The organism is Brevundimonas sp. 01N35 (genome assembly GCF_056399785.1).
The window spans coordinates 222030-248376 of record NZ_JBFTRZ010000003.1 but is presented as its reverse complement, the minus strand read 5'-3'; the positions used below and the strand labels follow the sequence as shown (position 1 = coordinate 248376).

Below are 26347 nucleotides of genomic sequence, written 5' to 3'. Positions count from 1 at the left end.
CCGGGATGGGCGGGAGGAAAGGGTCACCGCCGCTTGCCTTTCCGAACCCCCTTCAGTCCGCCGGAGGGCTTCACGCCGTTGCGGGGCTTGGGGCCGCCGGGGCGGCCCTTGCCGCGCTGGGGCGGGCCGTCGCCACCGCGTCCGCGAATGCCGTAGCGCGGGGCCGGGGCGTTGGGGTCGCGCGGGTCAGGCTCGGAGAGCATTTCCAGCACCAGGCCGCCGGTGACCGGCGTGGCCTCCATCAGCTTGACCTCGACACGACGGCCCAGCGTGAACCGCTTGCCGGTGCGTTCGCCGACCAGGGCGTGGGCGCGGTCGTCGTGGGTGAAATACTCGCTGCCGAGCGTCGAAACCGGCACCAGGCCGTCGGCTCCCGTCTCGTCCAGGCGCACGAACAGGCCGAAGCGGGTGACGCCGGTGATCCGGCCGCTGAAGGTCGCGCCGACGTGGTCTTCCAGGAAGGCGGCGATGTAGCGGTCCATGGCGTCGCGCTCGGCGGCCATGGAGCGGCGCTCGGTGGTCGTGACCTGCTCGGCAATGGCGGTCATTTCGGCGATCTCGCGGTCCGTCAGCCCGTCCGAGCCCAGGTTCAGCCCTCGGATCAGGCCGCGGTGAACGATCAGGTCGGAATAGCGCCGGATCGGCGAGGTGAAGTGGGCGTAGCGGTCCAGGTGCAGGCCGAAGTGGCCGACGTTGTCCGGCGAATAGACGGCCTGCATCTGGGTGCGCAGCACCACCTCGTTGACGACCTCGGCGTGGGGGCCGTCGCGGGTCTCGTCCAGCAGCTTGTTGAACCGCTTGGTGTTGGCCGGCTCGCCCTTGTTCCAGGGCATGGCGATGGTGTGCAGGAAGTCCGCCAGGTTGAAGATCTTCTCCTGGCTAGGCGCTTCGTGGACGCGATAGATCAGCGGCGTGCGCGTCTTCTCCAGCGTTTCGGCGGCGCAGACGTTGGCCTGGATCATCATCTCTTCGATCAGGCGATGGGCCTCGAGCGACTTGCGCGGCTCGATGGCGGCGATGCCGCCGCCGGGGTCCATCACCACCCTGCGTTCGGGACTTTCGATCGCCAGGGGGCTGCGGCGGTTGCGGCCCTTCAGCATGGTCGAATAGGCGTTCCACAGCGGATAGAGGATGGCGTTCATGATCGGACCCGTCACGTCGTCCTGCTGGCCGTCGATGGCGTTCTGGGCCTGCTCGTAGGAGAGCTTGGCGTGCGACCGCATCAGGCCGCGCACGAACTTGTGCCCGGTCTTCTTGCCGTCCTTGTCGAAGATCATCCGCACGGCCATGCAGGCGCGGTTCTCGCCCTGCTTCAGGCTGCACAGGCCGTTGGACAGGACTTCCGGCAGCATCGGCTCGACGCGGTCGGGGAAGTAGGTCGAGTTGCCCTTGTCGCGCGCCTCGCGGTCCAGCGCCGAGTTGGGCCGGACGTAGGCCGCCACATCGGCGATGGCGACCCAGACGATCCAGCCGTCCGGGTTCTTGGCGTCCATATCGCGCTCAGCATAGACGGCGTCGTCGTGGTCGCGCGCGTCGGCCGGGTCGATGGTGATGAAGGGAACCTCGCGCAGGTCCTCGCGGCCCTTCAGCGTCGGCAGGGCCTGATCATCGGCCTCGCGCTCCACCTGTTCGGAAAAGCCGGTCGGCAGGCCGTGGGCGTGGATGGCGATGATGGAGGCGGCGCGGGGATCGTCCTCGCGGCCGATGGTCTCGAGAATCTTGCCGCGCTTGGGTCCGTAGCGGTGATCGCCCTTTTCGATGGAGGCCAGCACCAGATCGCCGTCGCGCAGGTCGCCCGCCACGGCGTTGGGGATCAGCAGAACGTCCTTGGAGCGCTTGTCGACCGGCTCGACGCGGGTTTCGCGGGCGGATTTGCGGATCACGCCCAGGACGCGGTTGGTCCCGGCGTCCAGCCGCTTGACCAGCCGGGCCTCCCAGCCCTCGGCGCCTTGCGTAAACTTGACCAGCAGTCGGTCGCCCAGGCCGGGCGCGGGCGTCTTGCCTTCGCGATCAGGCAGCAGAAGCGCGCGCGGCGCGTCCTCGCCGGCCTTGACCAGTTCGACGTAGAGCTCGCCGTCGGCGTCGCGATCCACGACATCGACCACGCCCACGGCGGGCAGGGCGCCGGCCTCGGCAAAGCCCTTGCGGCCGCGCTTGCCCAAGGCGCCTTCGGCCTCCAGCGTCTTCAGCATTTCGCGCAGTTGGCGGCGTTCGATCCCTTTCAGGCCGAAGACGCGGGCGATGTCGGCCTTCTCGGCCTCGCCGGCTTCGCGCAGGAAGGCGATCAGGGTGTCTTTGTCGGGCAGACCCGCGGCGGGGCGTTTGGGCGTCTTGGTCATTGCGTCCTATGTAATGCGCTTCGGGGCAAATGGGTGAAAACTTGCGTGAGTTGACCGCGAGGGCGCCGACGCCCAGCTTCCGCCCCTGAACACGCCCTTTTCGGAGCCTTCCGCATGTCGATGTCCGACGCCCCCGTCCTGTCCCGTCCCGTGGGGTCGCTGCTGGACCTGATCGGCAAGACGCCGATGGTCGAGGTGACCAAGATCGACACCGGCCCCTGCCGCCTGTTCCTGAAGCTGGAGAGCCAGAACCCAGGAGGGTCGATCAAGGATCGGATCGCCCTGTCGATGATCGCGGCCGCCGAGGAAGCCGGCTGGCTGAAGCCCGGCGGCACGATCGTGGAAGCGACCGCGGGCAACACCGGTCTGGCCCTGACGCTGGTCGGCAAGCAGAAGGGCTACAAGGTCCTGCTGGTCATCCCCGACAAGATGTCGAAGGAGAAGATCCAGCATCTGCGGGCCATGGGCGCCGACGTTCGCCTGACCCGTTCGGACGTGCCGCACGGCCACCCTGAGTACTACACCGACATGGCCGAGCGCCTGGCCCAGCAGATTCCGGGCGGCTATTTCGTCAACCAGTTCGCCAACGACGCCAACTCCGAGGCCCACTTCAAGACGACGGGGCCGGAGATCTGGGAGCAGATGGAGGGCAAGGTCGACGCCTTCGTCGCCGGCATCGGTTCGGGCGGCACCATCACCGGCATCGCCCGCTATCTGAAGGCGCAAGGCTCGGACGCCGAGATCATCCTGGCCGACCCGGTCGGTTCGGCCCTGGCGGGCCTGATCAACGAAGGCGTGGCTGGTCCGGACGGCAGCTATACGGTCGAAGGCATCGGCCAGAACTTCATGCCCGAGACCGCCGATCCTGACCTGATCGACAAGGCCTATTCGATCCCTGACTCGGAGGCGATCGCCACGGTGCGCGACCTGCTGCTGAAGGAAGGCATTCTGGCCGGCTCGTCGTCGGGCACCCTGATCGCCACAGCCCTGCGCTGGTGCCGCGAACAGACCGAGCCGAAGCGGGTCGTGACCTTCGTCTGCGACACCGGCGCCAAGTATCTGTCCAAGGTCTACAACGACGCGTGGTTGGCTGATCAGGGCCTGACCCAGCGCGAGCTGCACGGCGACCTGTCGGACCTAATCACCCGAAAATACGCTAATGGCGACGTGGTCGTGATCGGGCCAGACGACACCCTGGACACCGCCTTCAAGCGGATGAAGGGGGACGGCGTCTCGCAGCTGCCGGTCATTCAGGACGGCCGCCTGGTCGGCATTCTGGACGAGAGCGACATCGTCCACACGATGAACACCGACGACATCACCCGTCAGGAGCGCTTCGCCATGCCGGTGTCCTCGGCCATGACCCGCGACCTGGACGCGCTGCAGGTCAAGGAATCGCTGGACGCCCTGATCCCCATCTTCGACCGCGACCGGGTGGCCATCGTGCTGGACGGCGAGACCTTCGTCGGCCTGATCGCCCGCACCGACCTGATCAACCACCTCAGCCTGAACCGGTAGGGCCATGCTGACCCGGCGCGCAGGGCTGGGCGGGCTGGGCGGCGTCGCTCTGGCGACGTTAGGCGGCGGCGTCTTGGCGCAGGCCGCGCCCTTCGAGGGCGTGGCCTTCGACAGCGGCGGCAAGTCGATCCGCGCCATCTATTACCCCGCTCAGGGCGACGCGCGGGGCTCGGGGGTCGTCATGATGCATGGGGCGGGAGCCCGGATACGAAGCGCCGGACCCTGGCATGAACTGGCGCTGCGGTTTGCCGGGGACGGCTACGCCGTGATGACGCCCCTATTCGTCGACGCAGCCCCGGACGATGGTCGACGGCCGCCGCCGGTCATGGCGGCCTGGCGGCGGGTCGGGCTGGACGGGGCCGACTGGCTGGCGACGCGAGCCGGTGTAGAGCCCGAGCGGATCGGCCTGTTCGGCTATTCCCTGGGTTCCTACGTCGCGGTGGACGGCGCTCTGGGGGGCGGTCACGCGGGGGCGGCGATTGGTCTGGCTGGCGGTGTGGATGTCTATACGCCGCGAAATCCGCAACGACATATCCCGGTTCTGATCATTCGGGCCGAGAACGACGCCCATGTGAAGCCCGGCAACACCGCCGCCTGGGCCAGCTTCATCCGCGATCACGACGTGCCGGTGCGGGTCCAGGTGCTGCGTGGCGCCGGACATATTTTGAATGCACAACAATGGGCCGAGGTGTTCACCCGGTCCTCGGACTATTTCGACGGCAACATCGGCCGTCGCAGAGACAGGACAAGATCATGAGCTTGCTCAAGAACAGCCAGGGTTTCTCGACCCGCGCCATCCACGCGGGCCAGAAGCCCGACCCGACCACGGGCGCGGTGATGACGCCGATCTACGCCACCTCGACCTACGCCCAGGAAAGCCCGGGCGTGAACAAGGGGTATGAGTATGCGCGCGGCAAGAACCCGACGCGCGAGGCGTTCGAGGCCTGCATCGCCGATCTGGAGGGCGGGGTTCAGGCCTTCGGCTTCGGCTCGGGTATGGCGGCGACCTCGACGGCGCTGGAACTGCTGGACGCCGGGTCGCACATCGTCACCGGCGACGACCTGTACGGCGGCTCGTGGCGGCTGTTCGAGCGGGTGCGGCGGCGCTCGATGGGGCTGGACTTCGCCTATGTCGATCTCAGCGACCTGAAGGCGGTCGAGGCGGCGATCACCGACAAGACGCGGATGCTGTGGGTCGAGACCCCGACCAATCCGATGATGAAGCTGGCCGACATCGAGGCCCTGTCGAAAATCGCCAAGGCGCACAAGCTGATCCTGGTAGTCGACAACACCTTCGCCACGCCGTGGAGCCAGCAGCCGCTGGCCTTGGGCGCGGACGTGGTCATGCATTCGGCGACCAAGTACCTGAACGGCCACTCCGACATCGTCGCCGGCGTTCTGGTGGCCAAGGATGCCGAGATGGCGGCCCAACTGAAGTTCCTGCAGAACTCGATCGGCGGGATCATGGGGCCGTTCGACGCCTTCCTGGCCAACCGGGGGCTAAAGACGCTGGGCCTGCGCATGAAGGCGCACAATGAGAACGCCATGGCCGTGGCGCGCTGGCTGGAAGACCGCGCCGGCGTCGCCAAGGTCATCTATCCGGGCCTGATCAGCCACCCGCAGCACGATCTGGCTGCGCGCCAGATGAACGGCCGCTTCGGCGGCATGGTCACGGTGCTGATCGACGGCGATCTGGAGCAGACCAAACGGGTGTTGGAGCGGGTCCGCGTCTTCACCCTGGCGGAGTCGCTGGGCGGGGTCGAAAGCCTGGTGAACCACCCGGCGATCATGACCCACGCCAGCGTGCCGAAAGAGGTGCGCGAGGCCGGCGGCGTCACTGATAACCTGATCCGTCTATCGGTCGGGGTCGAGGACGTGGAAGACCTGATCGCCGATCTGGATCAGGCCTTGAGCTGAAGGCCGATCAGGCCGTCTTGGGGGGCAGGGCGGTCTGGTGGCCGGTCGCGGGCGGCAGCTTCTTCTTGGGGGCTGCGCGCTTGCGCACGACCGTAGCCTTGGGCGCTGCAGCGATTTCGGCCAGACGGGCGTCGATCAGCGGAATGATTTCGGACGCGGAAGCGACCTGAACCGGTGAGCCGGTTTCCGCGAGGCGAGCGGCGTTGGCGCGCAGGGCCTTGAGGTCGGTTTCGGTCAGGGTCGGAATTCTATCGGCCAGGGAAGTCATGGGCGTCTCCAGATGGCGTCAGGGCCGGCGCGCATGCGACCGGCCCCTCAGCGAATAGAAAGCGAGTTCGGCGACTTTTCAGCCGCCGATCAGGTGCTGAGATTAGTCAGCAGCCTGAAGACGGCCAGCGGACTCTTTGCCGCTGCGGCTGTCGCGTTCGATTTCGTAGGAGATCTTCTGGCCTTCGTTCAGCATGCCGAGCGAAGAAGCCTCGACGGCCGTGGCGTGGACGAAGACGTCCTTGCCGCCGTCGTCAGGCTGGACGAAGCCGTAGCCCTTGGTGGAATTGTACCATTTGACAGTGCCGGTAGCCATTTTCAGGACTCCCCGTTTGAGTGGCCGCAGGAAGGATATCCTGGTGGCCTGTCGGGTCTGAATGGATCGGCTTTGGACCTCGGTGCGCGATGCAAAGGGGCAGCAGCGTTTCGCAGAGAGATCGACAAGATAGAGGTGGGCGCTTTGCCGGCCATTAGCAAGGGCAGGAGGCAAAAAGGCCTTGGAGAGGCCTTGGCGCATGCCCCAAACGAAAACGGCGGCGACAGCCGAAGCCGTCGCCGCCGTTAGAAATCCGCGCCGAATGAACGGCGCGAGAAATCAGCCTTCGGTCTTCAGTTGACCGGCCGATTCCTTGCCCGAGCGACGGTCGCGCTCGATTTCGTACGAGACCTTTTGGTTCTCGTCGAGGCCACGCAGGCCGGCAGCTTCGACAGCCGAGATGTGCACGAACACGTCCTTGCCGCCGTCATCCGGTTGGATGAAGCCGTAGCCCTTGGTGGAGTTAAACCATTTCACAGTGCCGGTAGCCATTTTCAGGACCTCCGCTAGTCGTTGGCCTCGGGGAACATCCCTTGGGCCTGTCGGGTCTGAATGGATCGGCTTAGTCCTCGGTGCGCATAGCAAAGGGGCAGGAGCGTTACGCAGAGAGATCGACGAGGGGTAAAATGGACGGCAATCGCGTCCAACGCAAGCCCCTAGGTTTCAGGCGTCTTCTTCCTCGACTTCGACCGCGGCTGAATCTTCGGCGCCGCCGACGAAATTCTCCTGGCAGCGTTTGCGCAGGGCGGCGGTGATCGTGCCGCCGTAGAGGCTGTCCTGAATGCGGTCATAGCCCTCGCTCTGAAGGGCCTGTTTGACGTCGCTGACCGTCCGGCAAGCGCCGCTTTCAGCCAACTGATACGCACGCTCTAGGGTGGTGGGGCGGAAAGTCATGCCCTTAACGTAGGGACTTTCCGCCGATTGACCACCGCTGATCGGTCAGGAACTCAGAAGGCGTAGCTGACGCCCGCCACCAGGGCCGAGCGGTACTGCTCGCCCGGAACATCGGCGTCGGTGTCGTAGTAGCGCAGCTCCAGATCCATCTTCGGGGTCAGGGCGTAGCTGCCGCCGACGTTCCAGCCGGTGTAGTCGATGGCGTTGTTCTGCTCACGGCGGCCGATCTCGGCCGAGACGTTCAGCTTGTCCGTGAAGTCCCAGCCGCCACGCACGGCGACCCAGGTCCAGGCCTTGGTCGAGCCGGTGCCGTCGGGCGAGTACTGCAGCCGCAGACGGGCGCTGGCCGGGCCGATCGACCGCTTCATGTCGGCGGTGAATTCCCAGGCGTCGGCGTCATAGCCGTCGTCGGCGCCGATGCGGTACTTGTGGGCGACGCTCAGGTCGAAGTCGAAGCCGGCGAACTCGGGGCGGACGCCCACGGCCAGTTCGTTCTCCAGCTTGGAGCCGCCGCCGTCGATGGTTTCCAGGCCGCCTGAACCGTAGAACAGGCCGCTGGCGCTCTCCCATTCCGCCGTCCCGAAGACGAAGGGATCGCCGTCGGACTTGGAGGCGTCCTTGGAGCGGTTGTCCGTCGCCGCACCGGCGGAGAAGGACCACTTGCCCGCGTCCTGCGCATGGGCCGTGGAGGCCAGCAGGACCAGGGGGGTGGCGGCGAGAAGGGCGGCGTTCGTCAGGGTGCGGAGCATGAGGGCCTCGTGAAAGCGACGAGCCTGCCTCTAGAGACGCTTCTTATCGAATTTGTCACAGGCTTGCGAAAATTCATCCGTCAACCGCGCGACAAGCTGGGCCGCGGAGGGGATGTCGTGCACGGATCCGGAACCTTGGCCTGCGGACCAGACGGTCTTCCACGCCTTGGCTTCCTCGCCCATGTCCAGCTTGTGCGCGGGCAGGGAAGCGGGGTCGATCTTGTTCTCGACCAGGGAGGGGGTCAGGAAGTTGGCGGGGATGCCCGAGACGGCGGGCGTATAGGTGATGTCGGCGGAGCCGGAGGCGACGATCAAGTCCTTGTAGTGGGGCTGGGCCGCGCTTTCGGTCGTGGCGATGAAGCGGGTGCCCATATAGGCGAAGTCGGCGCCCATCATCAGCGCCGCCGCCACGTCCTGACCCGTCGAGATGCAGCCCGCCAGGATGATGGTCCCTTCATAGAAGCTGCGCACCTCGTTGATCAGGGCGAAGGAATTGACCACGCCCGCGTGGCCGCCGGCGCCGTTGGCGACCAGGATCAGGCCGTCGACCCCGGCCTCGGCGGCCTTTCTCGCATGGCGGACATTGGCGATGTCGTGGAAGACCACGCCGCCGTAGCCGTGCACCGCATCCACCACGTCGCGCACCGCGCCGAGCGAGGTGATGATCAGCGGCACTTTTTCTTCGACCGAGACCATCATGTCGGCCATCAGGCGCGGGTTGGTCGGATGGACGATGTGGTTGACGCCAAAGGCGGCGGCGTCGGGCTTCAACCGCGACTTGATCTCCTGAACCCAGTCGCGATAGCCCTCGGTCGTGCGCTGGTTCAGCGAGGGGAAGGTGCCGATCGCGCCCGCATTGCAGGTCTCGACCACCAGATCCGGCCCCGAGACCAGGAACATGGGGGCCGCGATGACCGGCAGCTTGAGGCCGGACTGCAAGGAAGCGGGAATGGCCACGGGCGTCTCCTGGGTTGCTTTTGGCTACGCTAGACGGCTGTCGCGGGGGAAGGCAATGCATCCATCACCCTTCTCCCACGAGGGGAGAAGGACGATTGAAGAGGGCGCGCCGAAAAAACAGAGTCCAATTCGTCTGAATCGTCTGAAATCCCCCTCAGGCCCATCCGTCCGCGAGCCGCATTCTACCACGGCCAGCAGGGGCGCCAGGTCGATTGTCGAAACGCCCGCGCGGGGCGAGGATTTTCTTTGGCGGGGCGAACGCCTAAATGGCGGGCATGACGCACTATACCGACAGCCTGTCCCAGCTCGGCGCCCAGACCGCCGCCCCGACCAACCCGGAAGAGGCGGTGCTGGAACGCGTGCCCAATCCGCACGCCGACACCCTGTATGTCGCGCGCTTCACCGCGCCCGAGTTCACCAGCCTGTGCCCGGTGACGGGCCAGCCCGACTTCGCCCACATCGTCATCGACTATGTGCCCGGCGACTGGCTGGTCGAGTCCAAGAGCCTGAAGATGTACCTGACCAGCTTCCGCAACCACGGCGCCTTCCACGAGGACTGCACCGTCGCCATCGGCAAGCGCCTGGCCGACCTGCTGCAACCGAAATGGCTGCGCATCGGCGGCTACTGGTACCCGCGCGGCGGCATCCCCATCGACGTCTTCTGGCAAACCGGCGCGCCCATCGAAGGCGTCTGGCTGCCGGATCAAGGCGTCGCGACCTATCGCGGGCGGGGGTGAGGGGCGTATGCAGCCAAGCAGGTGGCCTAGGTGCGCGGAGGGGAGCGTCGACCTTTGCCTCGCCGTCGGGCGGCAAGTTCTTCCTTCATGATCTTGTTGAATTGAAGCTGCCAATCCGACGTGTGGACGACACGATCGAATTTAGCGTCATGATCTCGTAGGAGGTCGAGGCGCGAACGCTTCGAGATTTCGTCCCAGTCATCATAGAGGATGTATAGCGCGTTCCCGTATCTGAGGTTTTCGAAAACTACTAGGTCTTCGGCGAACTTGGCACCGAAATAAGATCCAAATTGTCCTGATCCTCGAATGTAGGACTCGGGCTTCAGCTTGCTAAAGGCAGAGGTTCGATCTCGAAGATGTTTTTCGAAGTCTGGTGCTTTAGATGCTTTGCTCGGCTTTGAAGAAAACCATGCGACGACATCATCAATTGTTCCTGGTGGGAATATGTCCCAGTCGAGCTCTATGGTGCGAATAAAATCGTCTTTGCTGGCGGTGGTGGAAAATATACCCGTAACCCCGGTGTTCTCCTGCAGCACGTTTAGCGCCCAGAGAAGCATTAGTTCGAACTCCGGCTGGCTACGGCTCAGCAGAGGTGTAAGTGCGAACTTGACTAAGACGTAGTCGCCAGTCGTTTGAGATAAGATCGTTGGCTCAATCTCCATGCCCTGAGGCTCGAAGACTTGATTCTGATAGACCTGCCTGCTTTGGTAGTGGGTGTGCGTTCCGTACGTTGACGCGTCACCGAAGTTTGGCGTTTCCCATACGAAGCTCTTAGAGACCATGGGGAGGTCTCGGCGTTTGCGTTCCCAGCCTCGGGCGTTCCGGTAAGACCACTTGCCTGCATCTTCGACAGGCTGCTTGGGGCCGTCAGTTACGATGGCATCGTCTAGCAAGTCGACATTTAGGCCCAGGTGGCTGTAGAGGCCGCTATTGATATCAGCGACGCGAACTGACTTTACAGCCGCGACTGCGATTAGGTCGCCGTCGACCTTCTCAAGATCGGTCCGCACCTTCGGTGGGATTTTCAAGAAGTTGCTCTTCCACGGAAAACGCTTTTTACCCATTGCCATACCCCCATTAGTCAAGCTTGCATCTTGCAGATGGTGTCCGTTCGACGAACGTCAAGTTCTCAATCTGTCTCGCGGATGTTCGCCCCTTCGCGCGCCGGATGTCGTAGGGGGCATGGTGTCCGATTGGGCTGCTGCTAACCTCCTCTCATGACCCCATCCCCCCGTCTCCCGCTCGAAGCCTGGGGCCGTCGGCTGATGACCCACGCGGAGGCGTGGGCGGATCGGGGGCGGTGGCGGGGGTATGCCTATGAGTTCCTGTGGTTCGGGCTGAAGCAGGGGTGGGCCTGTCTGTTCGGCGGGGCCATGCTGGTGCTGCTGGTCGGGACGCATCTGCTGTGGCCGGTCCTGTGGCCTGAGGGCGGGGCGCCGGTGGCGCGCTATGACGTTCTGGTCATCGGGGCGCTGGGGATACAGGGGCTGATGCTGGCCTTCCGGCTGGAGAGCTGGGAGGAGGCGCGGGTCATCTTCCTGTTCCATGTCGCCGGGACGATCATGGAGCTGTTCAAGACCTGGCACGGGTCGTGGCTCTACCCTGAGGACTCGCTGCTGCGGATCGGGGCGGTGCCGCTGTTCTCGGGCTTCATGTATGCGGCGGTGGGCAGCTATATCGCGCGGGTGCAGCGCATCTTCCATATCCGGGTGAGGCACTATCCGCCGCTGTGGACGACGTGGGTTCTGGCGGCGGCGATCTATGTCAACTTCTTCGCCCATCACTGGCTGCCGGATGTGCGGATCGCGCTGTTTGCGGCCACCGTGCTGCTGTTCGGGCGGGGCTGGTTCTGGTTCACCGCAGACCGGCGGCGGCGGTCGATGCCGCTGCTGCTGGGCTTTGGGCTGGTGGCCCTGTTCATCTGGTTCGCCGTGAACCTGGGGACGTTCGCGCGGGCCTGGGTCTATCCGGGGCAGGAGAGCGGGTGGGAGATGGTCAGCCTGAACAAGCTGGGGGCGTGGTTTTTGCTGATGATTATTTCGGTGGTGCTGGTGTCGATCGTGCATCGGCCGGAGGCGGAGGCGAGGTAGGGCGTCCTTCTCCCCTTGCGGGAGAAGGTGGCCGAGCAACGCGAGGTCGGATGAGGGGTCTCGCCGCCGGTTGCAAAACCCCTCATCCGCCCCTTCGGGGCACCTTCTCCCGCAAGGGGAGAAGGGAGGATTTACGGCCGCCGGGTGACCTTGTGGGCCATGACCGGGCGGGGGCGTTCCAGGGGGGGCTCGGCCAGGGTTCCCATGTGGATGAAGCCGGCGATGGTCTCGCCGTCCTCGACGCCGAACAGGGCGACGGCGGCGGGGTCGTAGGCGTACCAGTCGGTGATCCAGCTGGCCGAATAGCCCAGCGCGTCGGCGGCGTGTTCCAGGTTCATGCAGACGGCGCCGGCGGACAGCTGCTGCTCCCAGACCGGGACCTTGTGGCCCTGGATGGGGGTCGAGATCACCAGAATGGTCAGGGGCGGATTGGCCAGCTTGGCCAGGACGGCCAGGTCCTTGTCGACGCGGCCCTGGGCCTCGGCCAGGACGGCGAGGGCTTCGGACAGTTCGGTGCGGCTCTGCGGGCCCAGCACCACGAAACGCCAGGGGAAGAGCTTGCCGTGGTCCGGGGTGCGGGCGCCGAGGTGCAGGATCTGGTCGATCTCGGCCTCGGAAGGGCCGGGCGCGGCGAGCGACTGGGCCGGGGCCGAGCGGCGCGTCGCCAGGCGGTGCAGCAGTTCGTCGGAGCGGACGGGCAGGGGCAGGGCGGTCGAAAGATCGGCGTCGGTCATCTCGTCTAGCTAGGATTTCGCGGCGTCCGGCGCCATAGCGGAGACATGAGCGATATCGTCGATATCAAACCGCGCTGGGCCGAACACCTGCCGGAACCGCCGCGCTGGCGCAGCGACGGGACGAGCGTGCTGGTCGACACGCCGTGGATGCGGGTGACGCGGCACCCGGCCGTCGCCCCAACGGGCATGGACGCCGACTATGTGGTGATGCGGCCCAAGAACGTCGGGACCGGGGTCCTGCCGCTGCACGACGACGGCACGGTGGTTCTGGTCGGGCAGCATCGGTTCACCCTGATGCGCTATTCCTGGGAAATGCCGGAAGGCGGCGCGCCGAGGGACGAGGACCCGTTCGACGCCGTGCGCCGCGAACTGGCGGAAGAGGCCGGGGTGCGGGCCGATCACTGGCGGGCGGCCCTGGACATGGATCTGTCGAACTCCATCACCGACGAGCGGGTCATGACCTGGGTGGCCTGGGGGCTGAGCCCGGTTCCGGTCGATCCCGATCCGACCGAGGTGATCGTGTCGGCGCGCGTGCCCTTCCTGGACCTGATGGCCGAGATCAAGCGCGGGGCGGTGCGCGACGCCATGACGGTGGCGACGGCCTACAAGGCCTACCATATGGCGCGGGAAGGCGAACTGCCCGCCGCGCTGGCGCGGGCCATGCTGGGGGCGTAGGATCGCACCCTGAATCGGAGGGCCGATGGCCAAGCTGGAAGTCGTGCCGCAACAGCCGGACCTTTGGGCGCAACTGCGCGCCGCGGCGGAAGAGGCCGCGCGCGAGGAGCCGCGTCTGGCGTCGCAGCTGAACGCCGTGGTGCTGGCGCATGACGACCTGGCCGGGGCGTTGAGCTTCCAGATCGCGCGCAAGCTGGGCGACGCCGAACTGGGGGCCATGACGGTGCGCGAGGTCGCCCTGTCGGCCTTCGCCGCCGACCCGGGCATCGTCGCCGCGGCCGAGGCGGACCTGAAGGCGGTGCAGGACCGCGATCCGGCGATCCGGTCGTTGTTGCAGCCCTTTATGTATTTCAAGGGCTTCCAGGCGCTGCAGGCCTGGCGCGTGGCGCATTGGCTGTGGAGCGAGGGGCGCGACACCCTGGCCTTCCATTTCCAGAGCCGCATTTCCGAACTGTTCCAACTGGACATCCATCCGGCGGCGCAGATCGGCTCGGGCGTCTTCCTCGACCACGGCACGGGCATCGTCATCGGCGAGACGGCGGTGGTCGGCGACGAGGTGTCGATGCTGCACGCCGTGACCCTGGGCGGGACCGGGGCCGAGCGCGGCGACCGTCACCCCAAGATCGGCCGCGGGGTCCTGCTGGGCGCGGGGGCCAAGGTGCTGGGCAACATCACGATCGGCGACTACGCCAAGGTGGCCTCGGGCTCGGTGGTGCTGAAGCCGGTGCCGGCGGGCTGCACCGTCGCCGGGGTGCCGGCGCGCATCGTCAACTGCCCGACCGACGCCACGCCGGCCCGGACCATGGATCACACCCTGGCCGACATCGCCTATGATTTCGTCATCTGAAGGGGCCGCCGTCTGTGGACGCCTGCTGCGTGGGCTTCCCATGGCGAGACGCCTTCTCTAGGGTCCGCCGTCAACGACACCAACGAGGCTCCCCCCGTGAAAGAATCCGATCTGAAGCGCGTCGAAACGCACCTGAAGCGCACCTTCAACCACGGCGGCATCAAGGTGAAGGCCCGCAAGGTCGCCGACTCCGCCGAAGTCTATGTCGATGACGAGTTTATCGGCGTGGTGTTCGAGGACGAGGACGAGGCCGGCTCGTTCATGTTCGAGATGGCGATCCTGGCCGAAGACCTGCCGGAAGAATAAGCCGCGTCTCCAGAGCCTTCTGGAAACCACGCAGGAAAAAGGCCGGAGGGGCGAACCCTCCGGCCTTTTGTCGTTTCAGGCGATGGCCGAAATCAGTTCTTCTTGCCGAAGATCATGTCGCCCAGCTTGGCGAGGAAGCCCTTGGGCTCCGCCTTGGGCTCCGCCTTGGGCTCTGCCTTGGGAGCGGGCGCCGGTTGCGGAGCCGCAGCGGGCTTGGGCGCTTCGACCGGCTTGGGAGCCGGGGCGGGCGCAGCCGCGACCGGAGCAGGAGCGGGCGTCGGAGCCGGGGTGGGGGCCGGAGCAGCAACCGCAGCCGGGGCGACGGCGGGCTTGGGCGCTTCGACCGGCTTGGCGACGGGTTTCGGTGCAGCCTTGGGCGCCGCAGTCTTCTTCGGCGCGGCGGTCTTGGCGGGAGCCTTCGGAGCAGCGGTCTTGGGCTTCGCCGCGGCGGCCTTCACGGCCGGAGCCTTGGCGGCGGCTTTCGGAGCGGCCTTTGCGGCGGCCTTGGGCGCAGCCGTCTTGGCGGCGGGCTTTGCAGCAGCGGCCTTGGGAGCGGCGGTTTTCGGCGCGGCCTTCGGTTTTGCAGCGGCCTTCGGCGCCGCAGCGCTCGACTTTGCCGCCGGTTTCGGCTTGGAAGCGGCAGGCGCCGCCTTCGGCGCAGCAGATTTCGACTCAGACGGTGCTTTAGCCATGGATTCCCGGACCCCTCAGTGGAAACGGGCGATCCGCACGCCCGCACTCGTGATTCGTTATCATAACGGTGTTTGAGAAATGTCCGAGTCCGCTCTCCAGGTAATTGCACGCGGCGAACGCGAAGCCGCCGAAGCCGCCGCCGCCGCCATCGACGCCAACCCCCTGCTGGAGGGCGCGACCTATTCGATCCTGGAAGAAGACGAGGACAAGGGCGTTTGGCGCATCGACGCCTTCCCGACGACGGACGAGGAAGCCGAGGGCATCGCCGCCACCCTGCGCGCCCAGGGCGAGCTGGAAGTGATCGTCGAGAAGTTGGCCGACGCCGACTGGCTGGCCATGTCGCTGTCGGGCCTGCCGCCGGTCGAGGCCGGGCGCTTCTTCGTCTATGGCGCCCACGATCAGGGCAAGATCCCCGAGGGTCGGGTCAACCTGAAGATCGACGCCGGCGCGGCCTTCGGCACCGGCCACCACGGCACGACGGTCGGCTGCCTGGAGGCCTTCGACAACCTGTTGCAGACCGAAAAGTTCGACAAGGTTCTGGACGTCGGCTGCGGCACGGGCGTGCTGGCCATCGCGGCGGCCAGGACGGGCTCGCCCATCGCCGTCGGCACCGACATCGACGAGCCCTCGGCCCGCATCGCCAACGAGAACGCAGCGATCAACGACGCCAAGTGCGAATTCTATTTTGCCGACGGCCTGAGCGATCCGCGCATCGCCCAGCACGCGCCTTATGATCTGGTCTTCGCCAACATCCTGGCCGCGCCTTTGGTGTTTTTGGCGCCCGAGATCGGTCAGGCGTTGAAGTCGGGCGGCGTCGCCATTCTGTCGGGCCTGCTGCGCACGCAGGAGGAGCGGGTGCTGGACGCCTATCGTCCGCTGGGCTTCGTCGTTGAGCAGACCATCCACCACGACGCGTGGAGCGCGTTGCAGCTGCGCAAGGGCTGATGCTCTGATCCTTCTCCCCTTGCGGGAGAAGGTGGCTCGCGGAGCGAGACGGATGAGGGGTTGCGGGACATCAAGTCTCGCAGCCCCTTTTGCGTTGAGAGACCCCTCATCCGCCCCTTCGGGGCACCTTCTCCCACGAGGGGAGAAGGGATAAGAGCTACCTATGCGCCAGACCTTCGACGAAACCACCGATCCGTCCTTCGGGGGGAAGCATCTGCCCTTGCTGCGGGCGAAGATGGCTGAGCAGGGCCTGGACGGCCTGCTGGTCCCGCACGAGGACGAGCATCAGAACGAATACCTGCCCGACGCCAGCGAGCGTCTGGCCTGGGTCAGCGGCTTCACCGGCTCGGCCGGGGCGGGCGTGGTGCTGACGGACAAGGCCGCCGTCTTCGTCGACGGCCGCTATACGGTTCAGGCCAAGGCCCAGACCGATCCGGCCCTGTTCGAGCGGGTCGAGCTGGGCAGGCTGGCCGCCTGGCTGGAGACCCTGACCACCGGTTCGGTCATCGGCTATGATCCGCGCCTGCACAGCCCCGACGCCCTGGCGACCCTGCGTGCCGCCGTCGAGAAGGCCGGCGCGACGCTGAAGGCCGTCGAGCCCAACCCCATTGATCTGGCTTGGGGCGATGCTCGCCCGGCCCAGCCGCAGGCGCCGGTGGTCCCGCACGAGGACCGCTATACCGGCGAGAACGCCGCCTCCAAGCGCGCCCGCATCGGTCAGGCCATCGCCGCCAAGGGCGCGGAGGTGGCGGTGCTGACCTCGCCGTCGTCGCTGGCCTGGCTGTTCAATATTCGCGGCGGCGACGTGATCCGCACGCCTCTGCCGCTGGGGCAGGCGGTGGTGAAGGCCGACGGGACGGCCAAGGTCTTCCTCGACCCCGCGAAGATCACCAATGAACTGCCCGGCTGGCTGGGCGACGCCGTGACGCTGGAGGCGCCCGAGGCGCTGCCCGCCGCGCTGGACGCCCTGTCGGGCTGCAAGGTGCTGATCGACCCGGCGGTGTCCTCGGCCTGGTATTTCGACCGTCTGGAAACGGCGGGCGCCGCCATTGTGCGCGGCATGGACCCCTGCGCCCTGCCGCGCGCGCAGAAGAACGAGGTCGAGATCGAGGGCAGCCGTCAGGCGCACATCCGCGACGGCGCGGCCCTGACCCGCTTCCTGCATTGGGTCGATACGGTCGCTCAGGCTGAACTGCCGGACGAGCGGGCGGTGGTCGAGGCGCTGGAGGGCTTCCGCGAGGCGACCGGGATGCTGAAGGACCTGTCCTTCGACACCATCGCCGGGGTCGGCCCGAACGGCGCCCTGCCGCACTACAAGCCGGTCGGCGCCAAGATCCGTCCGATGGAGCAGGGCAGTCTGCTACTGGTGGACGGCGGCGGTCAGTATCTGGACGGGACCACGGACGTGACCCGCACCATGGCCATCGGCGAGGGGACGGCGGACCAGCGTCGCATGTTCACCCTGGTGCTCAAGGGGCATGTGGCCATGGCGGTGATCCGCTTCCCCGCCGGGACCACGGGGCATCAGTTGGACGCGGTGGCGCGTCAGCCGCTGTGGAACGCGGGCTTCGACTTCGACCACGGCACCGGCCACGGCGTCGGCTCCTATCTGGGCGTTCACGAGGGGCCGCAGCGCATCGCCCCCTACGTCAACACCCAGCCGCTGCTGACCGGCATGATCCTGTCGAACGAGCCGGGTTATTACCGCGAAGGCGAGTGGGGCATCCGCATCGAGACGCTGCAGGTCGTGACCGCTCCGGCCCAGGTTCCGGGCGGCGAGCGGCCGATGCACGGCTTCGAGCAACTGACGCTGGCTCCGCTGGATCGCAAGCTGATCGACACAGCCCTGCTGACCGCCGATGAGCGCGCCTATGTCGACGCCTATCACGCCGAGGTCCTGGCCAAGGTCGGGCCGCTGCTGGCCGACGGCGTGCAGAAGGACGAGGCGGCGCTGGCGTGGCTGAAGGCGCAGACTTCGCCCTTGAACTAAGGCCGAACGGCGCCATCTGGTGAAGGTCGGCGGCAACGTCGCCGGCCCTCTCACATCAGAAGGAAGGCGCTCATGAAGACGCGCAAGCTGGGCCCGAACGGACCCGAAGTCTCGGCCATCGGTCTGGGCTGCATGGGCATGAGCGCCTTTTACGGCCGTTCTGACGAGGCCCAGTCCATCGACGTGGTGCATCGCGCGCTCGACCTGGGCGTGACCCTGTTCGACACGGCCGAGGTGTACGGGCCGCACACCAATGAACTGCTGCTGGGCAAGGCGCTGAAGGATCGGCGCGACCGGGCCTTCATCGCCACCAAGTTCGGCATCGGCTACAATGCCGACCGCACGGCGTTGGCCGTCGACGGGTCGCTCGCCAACGTGCGGCGCGCCATCGAGGGCAGCCTGAGCCGGCTCGGCGTCGACCACGTCGACCTCTATTATCTGCACCGCGTCGATCCCGATACGCCGATCGAGGAGACGATCGGGGCGATGGGCGAGCTGGTGACCGAGGGCAAGGTCCGCTTCCTCGGCCTGTCCGAAGCCGCGCCCGCGACCCTGCGCAAGGCCCATGCGGTCCACCCCATCACCGCCCTGCAGACCGAATATTCGCTGTGGAGCCGCGAGCCGGAGGACGAGATCTTCGCCACGGTGCGGGAACTGGGCATCGGCTTCGTGCCCTACAGCCCGCTGGGGCGTGGCTTCCTGTCGGGCGAGATCAGGTCGGTCGACGATCTGGCCGCCGATGACTTCCGCCGCTCGAACCCGCGCTTCATGGGCGAGAATTTCCAGAAGAACCTGGATCTGGTGGCGGCGGTGGGCGCCATCGCCGCCGACAAGGGCGTGACGGCGGCGCAACTGGCCCTGGCCTGGGTGCTGGCCCAGGGCGAGGATCTGGTTCCCATCCCCGGCACGCGCCGGATTGCAACGCTGGAGCAGAATGTCGCCGCGACCGAGATCGTGCTGACGCCGGAAGACCTGGCGCGGATCGAGGCGGTCTTTCCCAAGGGGGCGGCGTCCGGCGAACGCTACGCCGCAGCGGGGCGCTCGGCGCTGAACCGCTGAAGCATCCGATCCTCCCCTATGTAGCGTAGCGAAATGGGGGAGGGGGACCGCCGCAGGCGGTGGAGGGGGCGGCTTCAAGCGTAGGCGGCTAGGTTTCGCCCCCTCCACCATGCTGCGCATGGTCCCCCTCCCCCGCAAGCAGGGGAGGATTGCCAGAGGCCTACTGGATGCGGGTCCAGGTCTGGGTCTTGCACAGGGGGACGACGATGCAGCCGCGCAGGCGCAGACTATTGTCGCCGGTCATGGTGATCGTGCCGTGATAGGTGCCGCCGTCATCGGGATTATAGACCGAGCCGCCGCGCCATTCGGCTGGCCCGCCGGTGAAGCCTGAAAGCAGCGGCAGGTTGCGCAGGGTGCGGCCGCGAAGCTCGGGGTTCTTGTTGCGCACGTCGCGGGCGTTGGGATCCTGACGGATGCGGTCGGAGGTCTCCAGCGTGCCGCACAGTGCCTGGCCGCAGCGGGCGATGCGCACCTGACCGCCGTTGGTCGGCGTCTGCCACAGGCCGGTCGGGTCAGACGCCAGAGCGGGCGAGGCCAGGGCAACCACGCTTGCCGCCAGGGCAAGAACGAGCGGAGCTTTCATCTTGTTTCCTCGCGTTATAGTCCGAAGCTGATCCTGGTTCGCGATAGAATCAAGGCCCTTGGCGAGACCGTTAGCGCGGCTTCCTGGGCTTGGCCGAGGAGCAGGGGCTGTAGCCGCCGGCGTGCAGCCGTCCGAGACTGATGCCCGTCGCCCGCGCGAGCGAACTGGCGCAGGCCGCCTCGTGCATCCGCAGGGTCTCCAGAGCGACAGAGGCGCAGGCGAAGGCGTCTTCGGCGGCGTCGTGGTGTTTGAACTGGATGCCCAGTTCGGCGCAGACGTTGTTCAGCTTGTGCGAGGCGAATTCCGGCCAGGTGATCTGGGCCAGTTTCACCGTGCAGAGGTAGTCGAACTCGGGATAGGCGAGGCCGTAGTGGTCGCATGTGCCGCGGATGACGCTGACGTCGAAGGCGGCGTTGTGGGCCAGCACGGTCCGGCCCTGCAGGCGCGGGGCGATGGCGGCCAGGACGGCGGGGAACTCCTCCGCGTCCGCGACCTGATCCGGGCCGATGCCGTGGAAGGCGATGTTGAAGCTGGCGAAGCGCATGCCCGGCGGGCGGATATAGTGGTGCTCGACGGACTCGATCCGGCCGTCGTTGATCCAGGCCAGGCCGATGGAGCAGGGGCTGGCCCTCTGTTCATTGGCGGTTTCGAAGTCGATGGCTACGGCTCGCATCAGGCGACCGAAGTTCCCGCAATAAGCGCCAGCCATTCGTCCTCGGTCAGGACGGCGACGCCGTGCTTTTCGGCGTCCTTCAGCTTGGAGCCGGCGCCGGGACCAGCGACGACATAGTCGGTCTTCTTGGACACCGAGCCCGAGACCTTGGCGCCCAGGCTTTCGGCGCGCGCCTTGGCCTCGTCGCGGGTGAAGCGTTCCAGCGAGCCGGTGAAGACGACGGTCTTGCCGGCGACCGGACTGTCGGTCACAGGCGCGGCCACGTCCTCGACCCGGTCCAGTTCGGCCAGCAGGGCGTCGACGACCTCGCGGTTGTGCGGCTCGTGGAAGAAGTGGGCCAGGGCTTCGGCGGCGACGGGGCCGACGCCCGAGACGCCCGCGATCTGGTTCAGCATTTCGGAGGGACCTTCGCTGCGGGCGACGGCCGCCCAGCGGGTCAGGTCGGCCCAGCCGCCGGAGATTTCGGCCAGCGAGCGACGGGCGGGCGCGGCCATGCCGGGGAAGGCGAGGGCGATCTTCTGATCCATCGGCGCCGCGGGCCAGGGATCGTCGGCAGGCGGCCGCGCCTCGGCCATCAGGGTCAGGACGCGTGGCGAGATGGCGTGGGTCGCGGCCAGGGCCTTCCAGTCGTCGCTGGCCAGACCCTGCGACGCGGCCATGCAGGCGTCGCGGAAGGCGGTCCAGCTGCCGAAGGCGCGCGACAGGACCAGCGAGGTCTGCTCGCCGATCTCGGGCACGCCCAGGCCGAAGATCAGGCGGTCCAGGCTGATGGTCCGCCGCGCCTGGATCCCGGCGACCAGATTGCCGACGCTGGTCTCGCCGTAGCCGTCTTCCCGACGCAGCAGGGCCAGTTTTTCCTCGTCGCGGGCCAGGCGGAAGATGTCCGCCGGCTCCTTGATCCAGCCGCGCGCGTGGAAGGCGGTCAGGTGCTTTTCGCCAAGCCCTTCAATGTCGAAGGCGCGGCGGCTGACGAAGTGCTTCAAGCGTTCGACGATCTGGGCGTCGCAGATCAGGCCGCCGGTGCAGCGGCGTTTGACCTCGTCGCCCTCGCGCACGGCCTCCGAGCCGCAGACGGGGCAGACGTGGGGGAAGGCGAAGGGTTCAGCCCCTTCGGGACGCAGGCCTTCGACCACGCCGACGATCTGCGGGATGACGTCGCCGGCGCGTTGCAGGATGACGGTGTCGCCGATGCGCACGTCCTTGCGGGCGATCTCGTCCTCGTTGTGCAGGGTGGCGTTTCGCACGACGACGCCGCCGACGGTGACGGGGTGCAGCCGGGCGACAGGGGTCAGGGAGCCGGTGCGGCCGACCTGGATGTCGATGCCCTCCAGCACGGTGGTCGCCTGTTGCGCCGGGAACTTGTGGGCGATGGCCCATCTAGGGCTTCTGGCGATGAAGCCCAGGCGATGCTGCCAGTCCAGGCGGTCGACCTTATAGACCACGCCGTCGATGTCGTAGCCGAGGCCGCTGCGGTCGGTCTCGAGCCCGCGATAGACGCCGACTAGCCCTTCGGCCCCCTCGACGCGGCGGGACCGTTCGTTGACCTGGAACCCCCAACTGCGGAAGGCTTCCAGAGCGCCGTGCTGGGTTTCAGCGAACGAGGCCGAGGTCTCGCCCCAGGCGTAGGCGAAGAAGGTCAGGGGGCGCTTGGCCGTGATCTTCGGGTCCTTCTGGCGCAGCGAGCCGGCGGCGAAGTTGCGCGGGTTGGCGTAGGTGCGGCGGCCCTCGGCTTCGGCGGCGGCGTTGAAGGCGTCGAAGGCGTCATTGGGGGCATAGACTTCGCCCCGGATCTCGATGACGTCGGGCCAGCCGGAGCCGGTCAGGCGCTGCGGGATCGCTGCGATGGTCTTCAGGTTGGCGGTTACGTCCTCGCCGGTCTTGCCGTCGCCGCGCGTGGCGCCCTGGATCAGGACGCCCTTTTCATAGCGCAGGCTGGCCGAGAGGCCGTCGATCTTGGGCTCGGCCACGAAGGCGATCGGCTCGTCGCCGGGCAGCTTGAGGAAGCGGCCGATGCGGGCGACGAAATCGCGCACCTCGCCTTCATCAAAGGCGTTGTCCAGCGACAGCATGGGCACGCCGTGGCGGACCTCGGCGAACTGGGTCGAGACCGGCGCGCCGACGCGCTGCGACGGCGAGACGGGGCTGGTCAGGGCCGGGAAGCGGGCCTCGATGGCCAGGGCGCGGCGCTTCAGCTCGTCGTAGTCGGCGTCGGAAATCTCGGGCGCGGCGTCGGCGTAGTAGAGGGCGTCGTGGCGGGCCAGTTCGGCCGACAGATGCGCCAGCTCCTCGCGGGCCTGGTCTTCGGTCAGGATGTCGACGGGAGTTTCGGACATGGGAATCGCGCGGTCAGCCTCGTTGGTCCGGCTGTTTAGCACTGGCGGGGGCTGCGTCGCACAGTCCATGACAGAAACGTAATCTGACGCGGGCTCCGACGCCCGCTAGCGTCCGCCGACCCACCTGCCCGGAGCCTTCCATGCGTCCTGTTCTCGCCAGCCTGTCCGCCGTCGCCGCCGCCCTGACGCTGGCCGCGTGCGAGACGACGACGCCTGTCGAAACGCTGCCGGCGGCGGCTCCGATCGAGGCTTCGACGGCGGACTACGCCCAGTTGATGGACGACCTGCGCATTCTGTCGGCCGACGACATGCAGGGGCGCGACACGGGATCAGAGGGCGGGGCCAAGGCGCGCGACTACATCGTCGGCCGGCTGGAGGCGCTGGGCGTACAGCCGTCGCCGATGGGGCGGCTGCAGCCGTGGGAGATGCAGGGCCGCACGCGCGAGGGGCCCAAGTGGTTCAACGGGACCAATATCCTGGGCGTCATTCCCGGCACGCGCGTCGGGGACAAGTACATCGTCGTCACCGCCCATTACGACCACGTCGGGGTGCATGGCGATCAGATCTACAACGGCGCCGACGACAACGCCTCGGGCGTGGCGACCATGCTGGAGCTGGCCAAGCGGCTGAAGGCCAATCCGCCGGAACACACCGTCCTGATCGTCGCCCTGGACGGGGAAGAGCGGGGGCTTCTGGGGGCCAAGCGTTTCGTCGAGGCGCCGCCCATGCCGCTGTCGTCGATCTCGATGAACATCAACTATGACATGACCGCCCGCGCCGAGACGGACGGCAAGCTGTGGGTCACGGGCACTTATCAACATCCATATTTCCGTCCGCTGCTGGAGCGGATCGCCGCGCGCGGCGCTGTGGCGCTGGCCTTTGGCAAGGACACGCCCGAGGACAAGGGCGAGGACAACTGGGTCAATGCCTCGGACCACGGCGCCTTCAACGCCGTCGGCCTGCCGTTCCTGTATTTCGGCGTGAACTACCACCCCGACTATCACCGCCCCAGCGACGACTATGAGCGGGTCACGCCCGGGGTGTTCCAGGCCTCGACCGAACTGGCCATCGAGAGCTTCCGCGCCCTGGACGGCTGGCTGGACCAGTAGGTTCGCGGTGCGGGCGAAAATCGCTCGCAAATAAAGGGCTTGCGCGGGACGCTGAACGGGCGTTTGGCTCCCTCCGAAATGGGGGGAAGTAGGCGTCATGTCAGCAGTGCAAGGGTTCGATATTCAAAAGGTCCAGAAGGTTCGCAAGATTGCTCTTGCGATCGGCCTGGCGGCCGTGGTGGGCCTAGCCTTCTTCACGCGGTCCAGCTGGGGCGAGGGCGGGCTTCACGAGGTGCTTGAAGCCGTCGGCCTGGGCCTGATCGTCATCTGCATTGTAGGACGCGCCTGGTGCTCGCTCTATATCGGCGGGCGCAAGAAGGCCGAGATCGTCAATCGCGGCCCTTACTCGATCAGCCGCAACCCGTTGTATATTTTCAGCTTTATGGGCGCGTTCGGCGTCGGCGCCCAGACGGGCAGCCTGATCCTGGCCGCCCTGTTCCTGATCCTGACCGTCGGCGTCTTCTACGCCACGGTGCGGCGCGAAGAGGCCTGGCTGTCGGAAGCGTTCGGCCAGACCTATGCCGATTATTGCGGCCGCACGCCGCGCTTCTGGCCGAACTTTTCCAAATGGCATGACGAGGGGATGCTGGAGATCAAGCCCAGCTTCTTCCTGGCTACGCTGCGCGATGGGCTGGTCTTCCTGCTGGCCGTGCCGCTGTTCGAGTCGGTCGAGAAGCTGCAGGATATCGGCTGGCTGGCCTCGCTGATCCATCTGCCGTGAACCCATCTGCGATGAGGCGGGGGCGTTTCGCGGCTGTCGCGGCTCTGGCCGGCCTCATGGCGTTGGCGGCCTGCGACCAGCCGCCCAAGGCGCCTGAAACCGTGACGGCGTCGAAAGCTGCGGCCTTTGCTCATGATTTGCCGGAAGACGTGTCCGGCTATTACATCCCGACCGCCGAGGTTCGGGTGGACAACTGGCGTCTGCACCACGTCTTCATGGGACAGGTCCCGGACTTCATCGCCTGGGAGGGGGGCGAGCGACCGGCGGGCTTTGCGCCGGTGATGATCGAGTTCGAGGACATGACGGGGCCGCCGGTCGAGACCGTCAACGGCAAGAACCGGCGTCGGCTGCGCCTGATCCCGGCGACCTACGATGTGACCGAGAACCGGGTGCGCGTTCAGGCCCTGTCGGGCGGATTGGGCGCGGTGTCGTTCGATGGAAAGCTCGACCAGGGCGCGCTGGCGACGGCGCGGCGCAATCTGGGAGACAAGGGCGTCGTCCTGAAGGGGACGCTCAAGGTCGGAAACCGGACCTTCAACAACGTGTCGATGCGATGGTGGGCGGGGGACTGATCCCCCGCCGCTAGTACCGTTCGTTAGGCGACGGTCGCCTTGACGATCTTGCCCGGAGCGCGGGGCGGCTCGCCCTTGGGCAGGGCGTCGACGTGTTCCATGCCTTCGATCACTTCGCCCCAGACGGTGTACTGGCCGTCGAGGAAGCGGGCGTCGTCGAAGCAGATGAAGAACTGGGAGTTGGCGCTGTTGGGATCCGAGGTGCGGGCCATCGAGCAGACGCCGCGGACGTGCGGCTCCTTCGAGAACTCGGCCTTCAGGTTCGGCTTCTTGGAGCCCGAGGTGCCGGTGCCGGTCGGGTCGCCGCCCTGGGCCATGAAGCCCGGGATGACGCGGTGGAAGACCACGCCGTCATAGAAGCCTTCCGAGGCCAGTTCGGTGATGCGGGCGACGTGGCCGGGGGCCAGATCGTCGCGCAGCTTGATCACGACGTTGCGTTCTTCGCCGTCGCCGGTGTCCAGGGTGAAGGTCAGGGTTTGGTCGGCCATCAGGCTCTCCTTGGTGTGTGCGGGCCAGAATTGTGCGCGGGTCATAGCGGCTGAACGCTGTCACCGCTATGTGGGAAGCATGACTGACGACGAAAAGCCCACCGAGAAGCCGCCGGAACGCCGCCGGATGGTTCGCCCGCCCACGGGCGGCACCGCCGCAGGGCGCGGCCTGGGCCAGAAAATGAAGACGGCCGACACCAAATCCATGTCGAGCCAGCAGTGGATCAAGCGCCAACTGTCGGACAAGTGGTCCGAGCGGGCGCGCGCCGAGGGCTGGCGCAGCCGGGCGGCCTTCAAGCTGCTGGAGATCGATGACCGTTTCCGCCTGATCAAGAAGGGCTCGCGGGTCATCGACCTGGGCGCGGCCCCGGGCGGCTGGATCCAGGTGGCGCTGAATCGCGGGGCGACGGCGGTGGCGGGCGTGGACCTGCTGATGATCGAGCCGATTCCCGGCGCGACCCTGATCCAGGCCGACTTCACCCATCCGGGCGTGGACCAGCAGATGATCGACGCCATCGGCGGCCGACCGGACCTGGTGCTGTCGGACATGGCGCACAACACCGTGGGCCACCGCCAGACCGACCACCTGAAGATCATCGCCCTGATCGAGATCGCCGCCGACTTCGCCATCCGCACGCTGAAGCCCGGTGGGAATTTCGTATCCAAGAACTTCCAGGGCGGCGACGCTGGCGGGGTTCTGGCGCGGCTGCGCGAGGAGTTCGAGACGGTGAAGTACGTGAAGCCGGAATCGAGCCGCAAGGGCAGCGCCGAGGTCTTCCTGGTGGCGCTGAACAAGCGGTAGGGCCCCCTCTATTCCGCTCATCCCGGCGGACGC

General features: G+C 66.9%; 29 protein-coding genes. 15 read left to right on the top strand and 14 right to left on the bottom strand.

The window, feature by feature from the left end; genetic code table 11:
• Nucleotides 1-23: 23 nt before the first annotated feature.
• Nucleotides 24-2339, bottom strand: coding sequence for a ribonuclease R (gene rnr / locus AC1DJ5_RS04405; RefSeq protein WP_477019811.1), 2316 nt, complete (start codon nucleotides 2337-2339; stop codon nucleotides 24-26).
• A 114-nt stretch (nucleotides 2340-2453) separates the two neighbouring features.
• Here rnr and AC1DJ5_RS04400 point away from each other — a divergent pair, with 114 nt between their 5' ends.
• From AC1DJ5_RS04400 to AC1DJ5_RS04390, 3 genes are read left to right on the top strand one after another with little or no spacing between them, the layout of a single operon-like run.
• Nucleotides 2454-3857 carry a pyridoxal-phosphate dependent enzyme gene (locus AC1DJ5_RS04400; protein ID WP_477019810.1) on the top strand — a complete coding sequence of 468 codons (1404 nt, stop codon included), beginning with the start codon at nucleotides 2454-2456 and terminating at the stop codon, nucleotides 3855-3857.
• A gap of 4 nt (nucleotides 3858-3861) precedes the next feature.
• Nucleotides 3862-4614: an alpha/beta hydrolase family protein gene (locus tag AC1DJ5_RS04395; RefSeq protein ID WP_477019809.1), complete on the top strand. Its 753-nt coding sequence runs from the start codon at nucleotides 3862-3864 to the stop codon at nucleotides 4612-4614.
• Nucleotides 4611-5774 carry a cystathionine gamma-synthase gene (locus tag AC1DJ5_RS04390; protein WP_477019808.1) on the top strand — a complete coding sequence of 388 codons (1164 nt, stop codon included), beginning with the start codon at nucleotides 4611-4613 and terminating at the stop codon, nucleotides 5772-5774. Before AC1DJ5_RS04395 ends, AC1DJ5_RS04390 begins: the two co-directional genes overlap by 4 nt.
• 7 nt (nucleotides 5775-5781) lie before the next feature.
• On the opposite strand, the gene AC1DJ5_RS04385 is transcribed toward AC1DJ5_RS04390, so the two are convergent.
• The 6 genes from AC1DJ5_RS04385 to AC1DJ5_RS04360 all read right to left on the bottom strand — a co-directional run bounded on the left by AC1DJ5_RS04385 (nucleotide 5782) and on the right by AC1DJ5_RS04360 (nucleotide 8957).
• On the bottom strand, nucleotides 5782-6042 hold the full coding sequence (locus AC1DJ5_RS04385) for a hypothetical protein (protein WP_441455981.1): 261 nt from the start codon (nucleotides 6040-6042) through the stop codon (nucleotides 5782-5784).
• A gap of 102 nt (nucleotides 6043-6144) precedes the next feature.
• The gene (locus AC1DJ5_RS04380; protein WP_114816421.1) at nucleotides 6145-6357 is read right to left on the bottom strand and encodes a cold-shock protein; all 213 of its coding nucleotides are present in this window, start codon (nucleotides 6355-6357) and stop codon (nucleotides 6145-6147) included.
• A gap of 279 nt (nucleotides 6358-6636) precedes the next feature.
• Nucleotides 6637-6849, bottom strand: coding sequence for a cold-shock protein (locus tag AC1DJ5_RS04375; protein WP_003167329.1), 213 nt, complete (start codon nucleotides 6847-6849; stop codon nucleotides 6637-6639).
• A gap of 171 nt (nucleotides 6850-7020) precedes the next feature.
• Nucleotides 7021-7251, bottom strand: coding sequence for a CRISPR-associated endonuclease Cas2 (locus tag AC1DJ5_RS04370; protein ID WP_441455980.1), 231 nt, complete (start codon nucleotides 7249-7251; stop codon nucleotides 7021-7023).
• A gap of 53 nt (nucleotides 7252-7304) precedes the next feature.
• Nucleotides 7305-8000 (bottom strand): TorF family putative porin, encoded by a 696-nt coding sequence (locus AC1DJ5_RS04365; RefSeq protein ID WP_441455979.1) that lies wholly within the window; start codon nucleotides 7998-8000, stop codon nucleotides 7305-7307.
• 30 nt (nucleotides 8001-8030) lie between these two features.
• On the bottom strand, nucleotides 8031-8957 hold the full coding sequence (locus AC1DJ5_RS04360; protein ID WP_441455978.1) for an NAD(P)H-dependent flavin oxidoreductase: 927 nt from the start codon (nucleotides 8955-8957) through the stop codon (nucleotides 8031-8033).
• A gap of 275 nt (nucleotides 8958-9232) precedes the next feature.
• Between AC1DJ5_RS04360 and queF the strand changes: the two genes are divergently transcribed.
• A complete protein-coding gene (queF, locus tag AC1DJ5_RS04355) occupies nucleotides 9233-9694 on the top strand; it encodes a preQ(1) synthase (RefSeq protein WP_178828914.1) in 462 nt (153 codons plus the stop codon).
• A gap of 26 nt (nucleotides 9695-9720) precedes the next feature.
• Here the strand turns inward: queF and AC1DJ5_RS04350 are convergent, their stop codons facing one another.
• Nucleotides 9721-10758, bottom strand: coding sequence for a hypothetical protein (locus AC1DJ5_RS04350; protein ID WP_441455977.1), 1038 nt, complete (start codon nucleotides 10756-10758; stop codon nucleotides 9721-9723).
• A gap of 201 nt (nucleotides 10759-10959) precedes the next feature.
• Between AC1DJ5_RS04350 and AC1DJ5_RS04345 the strand changes: the two genes are divergently transcribed.
• On the top strand, nucleotides 10960-11784 hold the full coding sequence (locus tag AC1DJ5_RS04345) for a DUF817 domain-containing protein (RefSeq protein ID WP_477019807.1): 825 nt from the start codon (nucleotides 10960-10962) through the stop codon (nucleotides 11782-11784).
• Between the two features lie 131 nt (nucleotides 11785-11915).
• Here the strand turns inward: AC1DJ5_RS04345 and AC1DJ5_RS04340 are convergent, their stop codons facing one another.
• Nucleotides 11916-12518, bottom strand: coding sequence for a nitroreductase family protein (locus AC1DJ5_RS04340; RefSeq protein WP_477019806.1), 603 nt, complete (start codon nucleotides 12516-12518; stop codon nucleotides 11916-11918).
• A 45-nt stretch (nucleotides 12519-12563) separates the two neighbouring features.
• On the opposite strand from AC1DJ5_RS04340, the gene AC1DJ5_RS04335 reads away from it, so the two are divergent.
• The 3 genes from AC1DJ5_RS04335 to AC1DJ5_RS04325 all read left to right on the top strand — a co-directional run bounded on the left by AC1DJ5_RS04335 (nucleotide 12564) and on the right by AC1DJ5_RS04325 (nucleotide 14346).
• Nucleotides 12564-13193, top strand: a complete 630-nt coding sequence (locus tag AC1DJ5_RS04335; RefSeq protein ID WP_477019805.1) for an NUDIX domain-containing protein — start codon at nucleotides 12564-12566, stop codon at nucleotides 13191-13193.
• Between the two features lie 25 nt (nucleotides 13194-13218).
• Nucleotides 13219-14040 carry a serine O-acetyltransferase gene (gene cysE / locus AC1DJ5_RS04330; protein WP_477019804.1) on the top strand — a complete coding sequence of 274 codons (822 nt, stop codon included), beginning with the start codon at nucleotides 13219-13221 and terminating at the stop codon, nucleotides 14038-14040.
• Nucleotides 14041-14136: 96 nt separating this feature from the next.
• Nucleotides 14137-14346 carry a DUF3126 family protein gene (locus AC1DJ5_RS04325; protein WP_441455972.1) on the top strand — a complete coding sequence of 70 codons (210 nt, stop codon included), beginning with the start codon at nucleotides 14137-14139 and terminating at the stop codon, nucleotides 14344-14346.
• 92 nt (nucleotides 14347-14438) lie between these two features.
• Here the strand turns inward: AC1DJ5_RS04325 and AC1DJ5_RS04320 are convergent, their stop codons facing one another.
• The gene (locus tag AC1DJ5_RS04320) at nucleotides 14439-15038 is read right to left on the bottom strand and encodes a hypothetical protein (protein WP_477019803.1); all 600 of its coding nucleotides are present in this window, start codon (nucleotides 15036-15038) and stop codon (nucleotides 14439-14441) included.
• 79 nt (nucleotides 15039-15117) lie between these two features.
• Between AC1DJ5_RS04320 and AC1DJ5_RS04315 the strand changes: the two genes are divergently transcribed.
• The 3 genes from AC1DJ5_RS04315 to AC1DJ5_RS04305 all read left to right on the top strand — a co-directional run bounded on the left by AC1DJ5_RS04315 (nucleotide 15118) and on the right by AC1DJ5_RS04305 (nucleotide 19033).
• Entirely contained in the window at nucleotides 15118-15984 is an 867-nt protein-coding gene (locus AC1DJ5_RS04315) for a 50S ribosomal protein L11 methyltransferase (RefSeq protein ID WP_477019802.1), read from the top strand.
• A 163-nt stretch (nucleotides 15985-16147) separates the two neighbouring features.
• The gene (locus AC1DJ5_RS04310) at nucleotides 16148-17974 is read left to right on the top strand and encodes an aminopeptidase P family protein (protein WP_477019801.1); all 1827 of its coding nucleotides are present in this window, start codon (nucleotides 16148-16150) and stop codon (nucleotides 17972-17974) included.
• A 72-nt stretch (nucleotides 17975-18046) separates the two neighbouring features.
• Nucleotides 18047-19033 carry an aldo/keto reductase gene (locus tag AC1DJ5_RS04305; protein ID WP_477019800.1) on the top strand — a complete coding sequence of 329 codons (987 nt, stop codon included), beginning with the start codon at nucleotides 18047-18049 and terminating at the stop codon, nucleotides 19031-19033.
• A 160-nt stretch (nucleotides 19034-19193) separates the two neighbouring features.
• On the opposite strand, the gene AC1DJ5_RS04300 is transcribed toward AC1DJ5_RS04305, so the two are convergent.
• The 3 genes from AC1DJ5_RS04300 to ligA all read right to left on the bottom strand — a co-directional run bounded on the left by AC1DJ5_RS04300 (nucleotide 19194) and on the right by ligA (nucleotide 22622).
• Nucleotides 19194-19616, bottom strand: a complete 423-nt coding sequence (locus tag AC1DJ5_RS04300; protein ID WP_477019799.1) for a DUF2147 domain-containing protein — start codon at nucleotides 19614-19616, stop codon at nucleotides 19194-19196.
• Between the two features lie 70 nt (nucleotides 19617-19686).
• The gene (locus AC1DJ5_RS04295) at nucleotides 19687-20289 is read right to left on the bottom strand and encodes a 3'-5' exonuclease (protein ID WP_477019798.1); all 603 of its coding nucleotides are present in this window, start codon (nucleotides 20287-20289) and stop codon (nucleotides 19687-19689) included.
• A complete protein-coding gene (gene ligA, locus AC1DJ5_RS04290) occupies nucleotides 20289-22622 on the bottom strand; it encodes an NAD-dependent DNA ligase LigA (protein ID WP_477019797.1) in 2334 nt (777 codons plus the stop codon). Before ligA ends, AC1DJ5_RS04295 begins: the two co-directional genes overlap by 1 nt.
• Before the next feature lie 140 nt (nucleotides 22623-22762).
• On the opposite strand from ligA, the gene AC1DJ5_RS04285 reads away from it, so the two are divergent.
• The 3 genes from AC1DJ5_RS04285 to AC1DJ5_RS04275 all read left to right on the top strand — a co-directional run bounded on the left by AC1DJ5_RS04285 (nucleotide 22763) and on the right by AC1DJ5_RS04275 (nucleotide 25024).
• Nucleotides 22763-23731 carry a M28 family peptidase gene (locus AC1DJ5_RS04285; protein WP_441455964.1) on the top strand — a complete coding sequence of 323 codons (969 nt, stop codon included), beginning with the start codon at nucleotides 22763-22765 and terminating at the stop codon, nucleotides 23729-23731.
• Between the two features lie 97 nt (nucleotides 23732-23828).
• Complete coding sequence (locus AC1DJ5_RS04280; RefSeq protein ID WP_441455963.1) at nucleotides 23829-24452, top strand: methyltransferase family protein; 624 nt, start codon at nucleotides 23829-23831, stop codon at nucleotides 24450-24452.
• A gap of 56 nt (nucleotides 24453-24508) precedes the next feature.
• Nucleotides 24509-25024: a hypothetical protein gene (locus tag AC1DJ5_RS04275; protein WP_477019796.1), complete on the top strand. Its 516-nt coding sequence runs from the start codon at nucleotides 24509-24511 to the stop codon at nucleotides 25022-25024.
• Nucleotides 25025-25047: 23 nt separating this feature from the next.
• On the opposite strand, the gene AC1DJ5_RS04270 is transcribed toward AC1DJ5_RS04275, so the two are convergent.
• Nucleotides 25048-25512, bottom strand: a complete 465-nt coding sequence (locus tag AC1DJ5_RS04270) for a peptidylprolyl isomerase (RefSeq protein ID WP_300201005.1) — start codon at nucleotides 25510-25512, stop codon at nucleotides 25048-25050.
• Nucleotides 25513-25591: 79 nt separating this feature from the next.
• Here AC1DJ5_RS04270 and AC1DJ5_RS04265 point away from each other — a divergent pair, with 79 nt between their 5' ends.
• A complete protein-coding gene (locus AC1DJ5_RS04265; protein WP_441455961.1) occupies nucleotides 25592-26314 on the top strand; it encodes an RlmE family RNA methyltransferase in 723 nt (240 codons plus the stop codon).
• The last annotated feature ends 33 nt before the right edge of the window (nucleotides 26315-26347 follow it).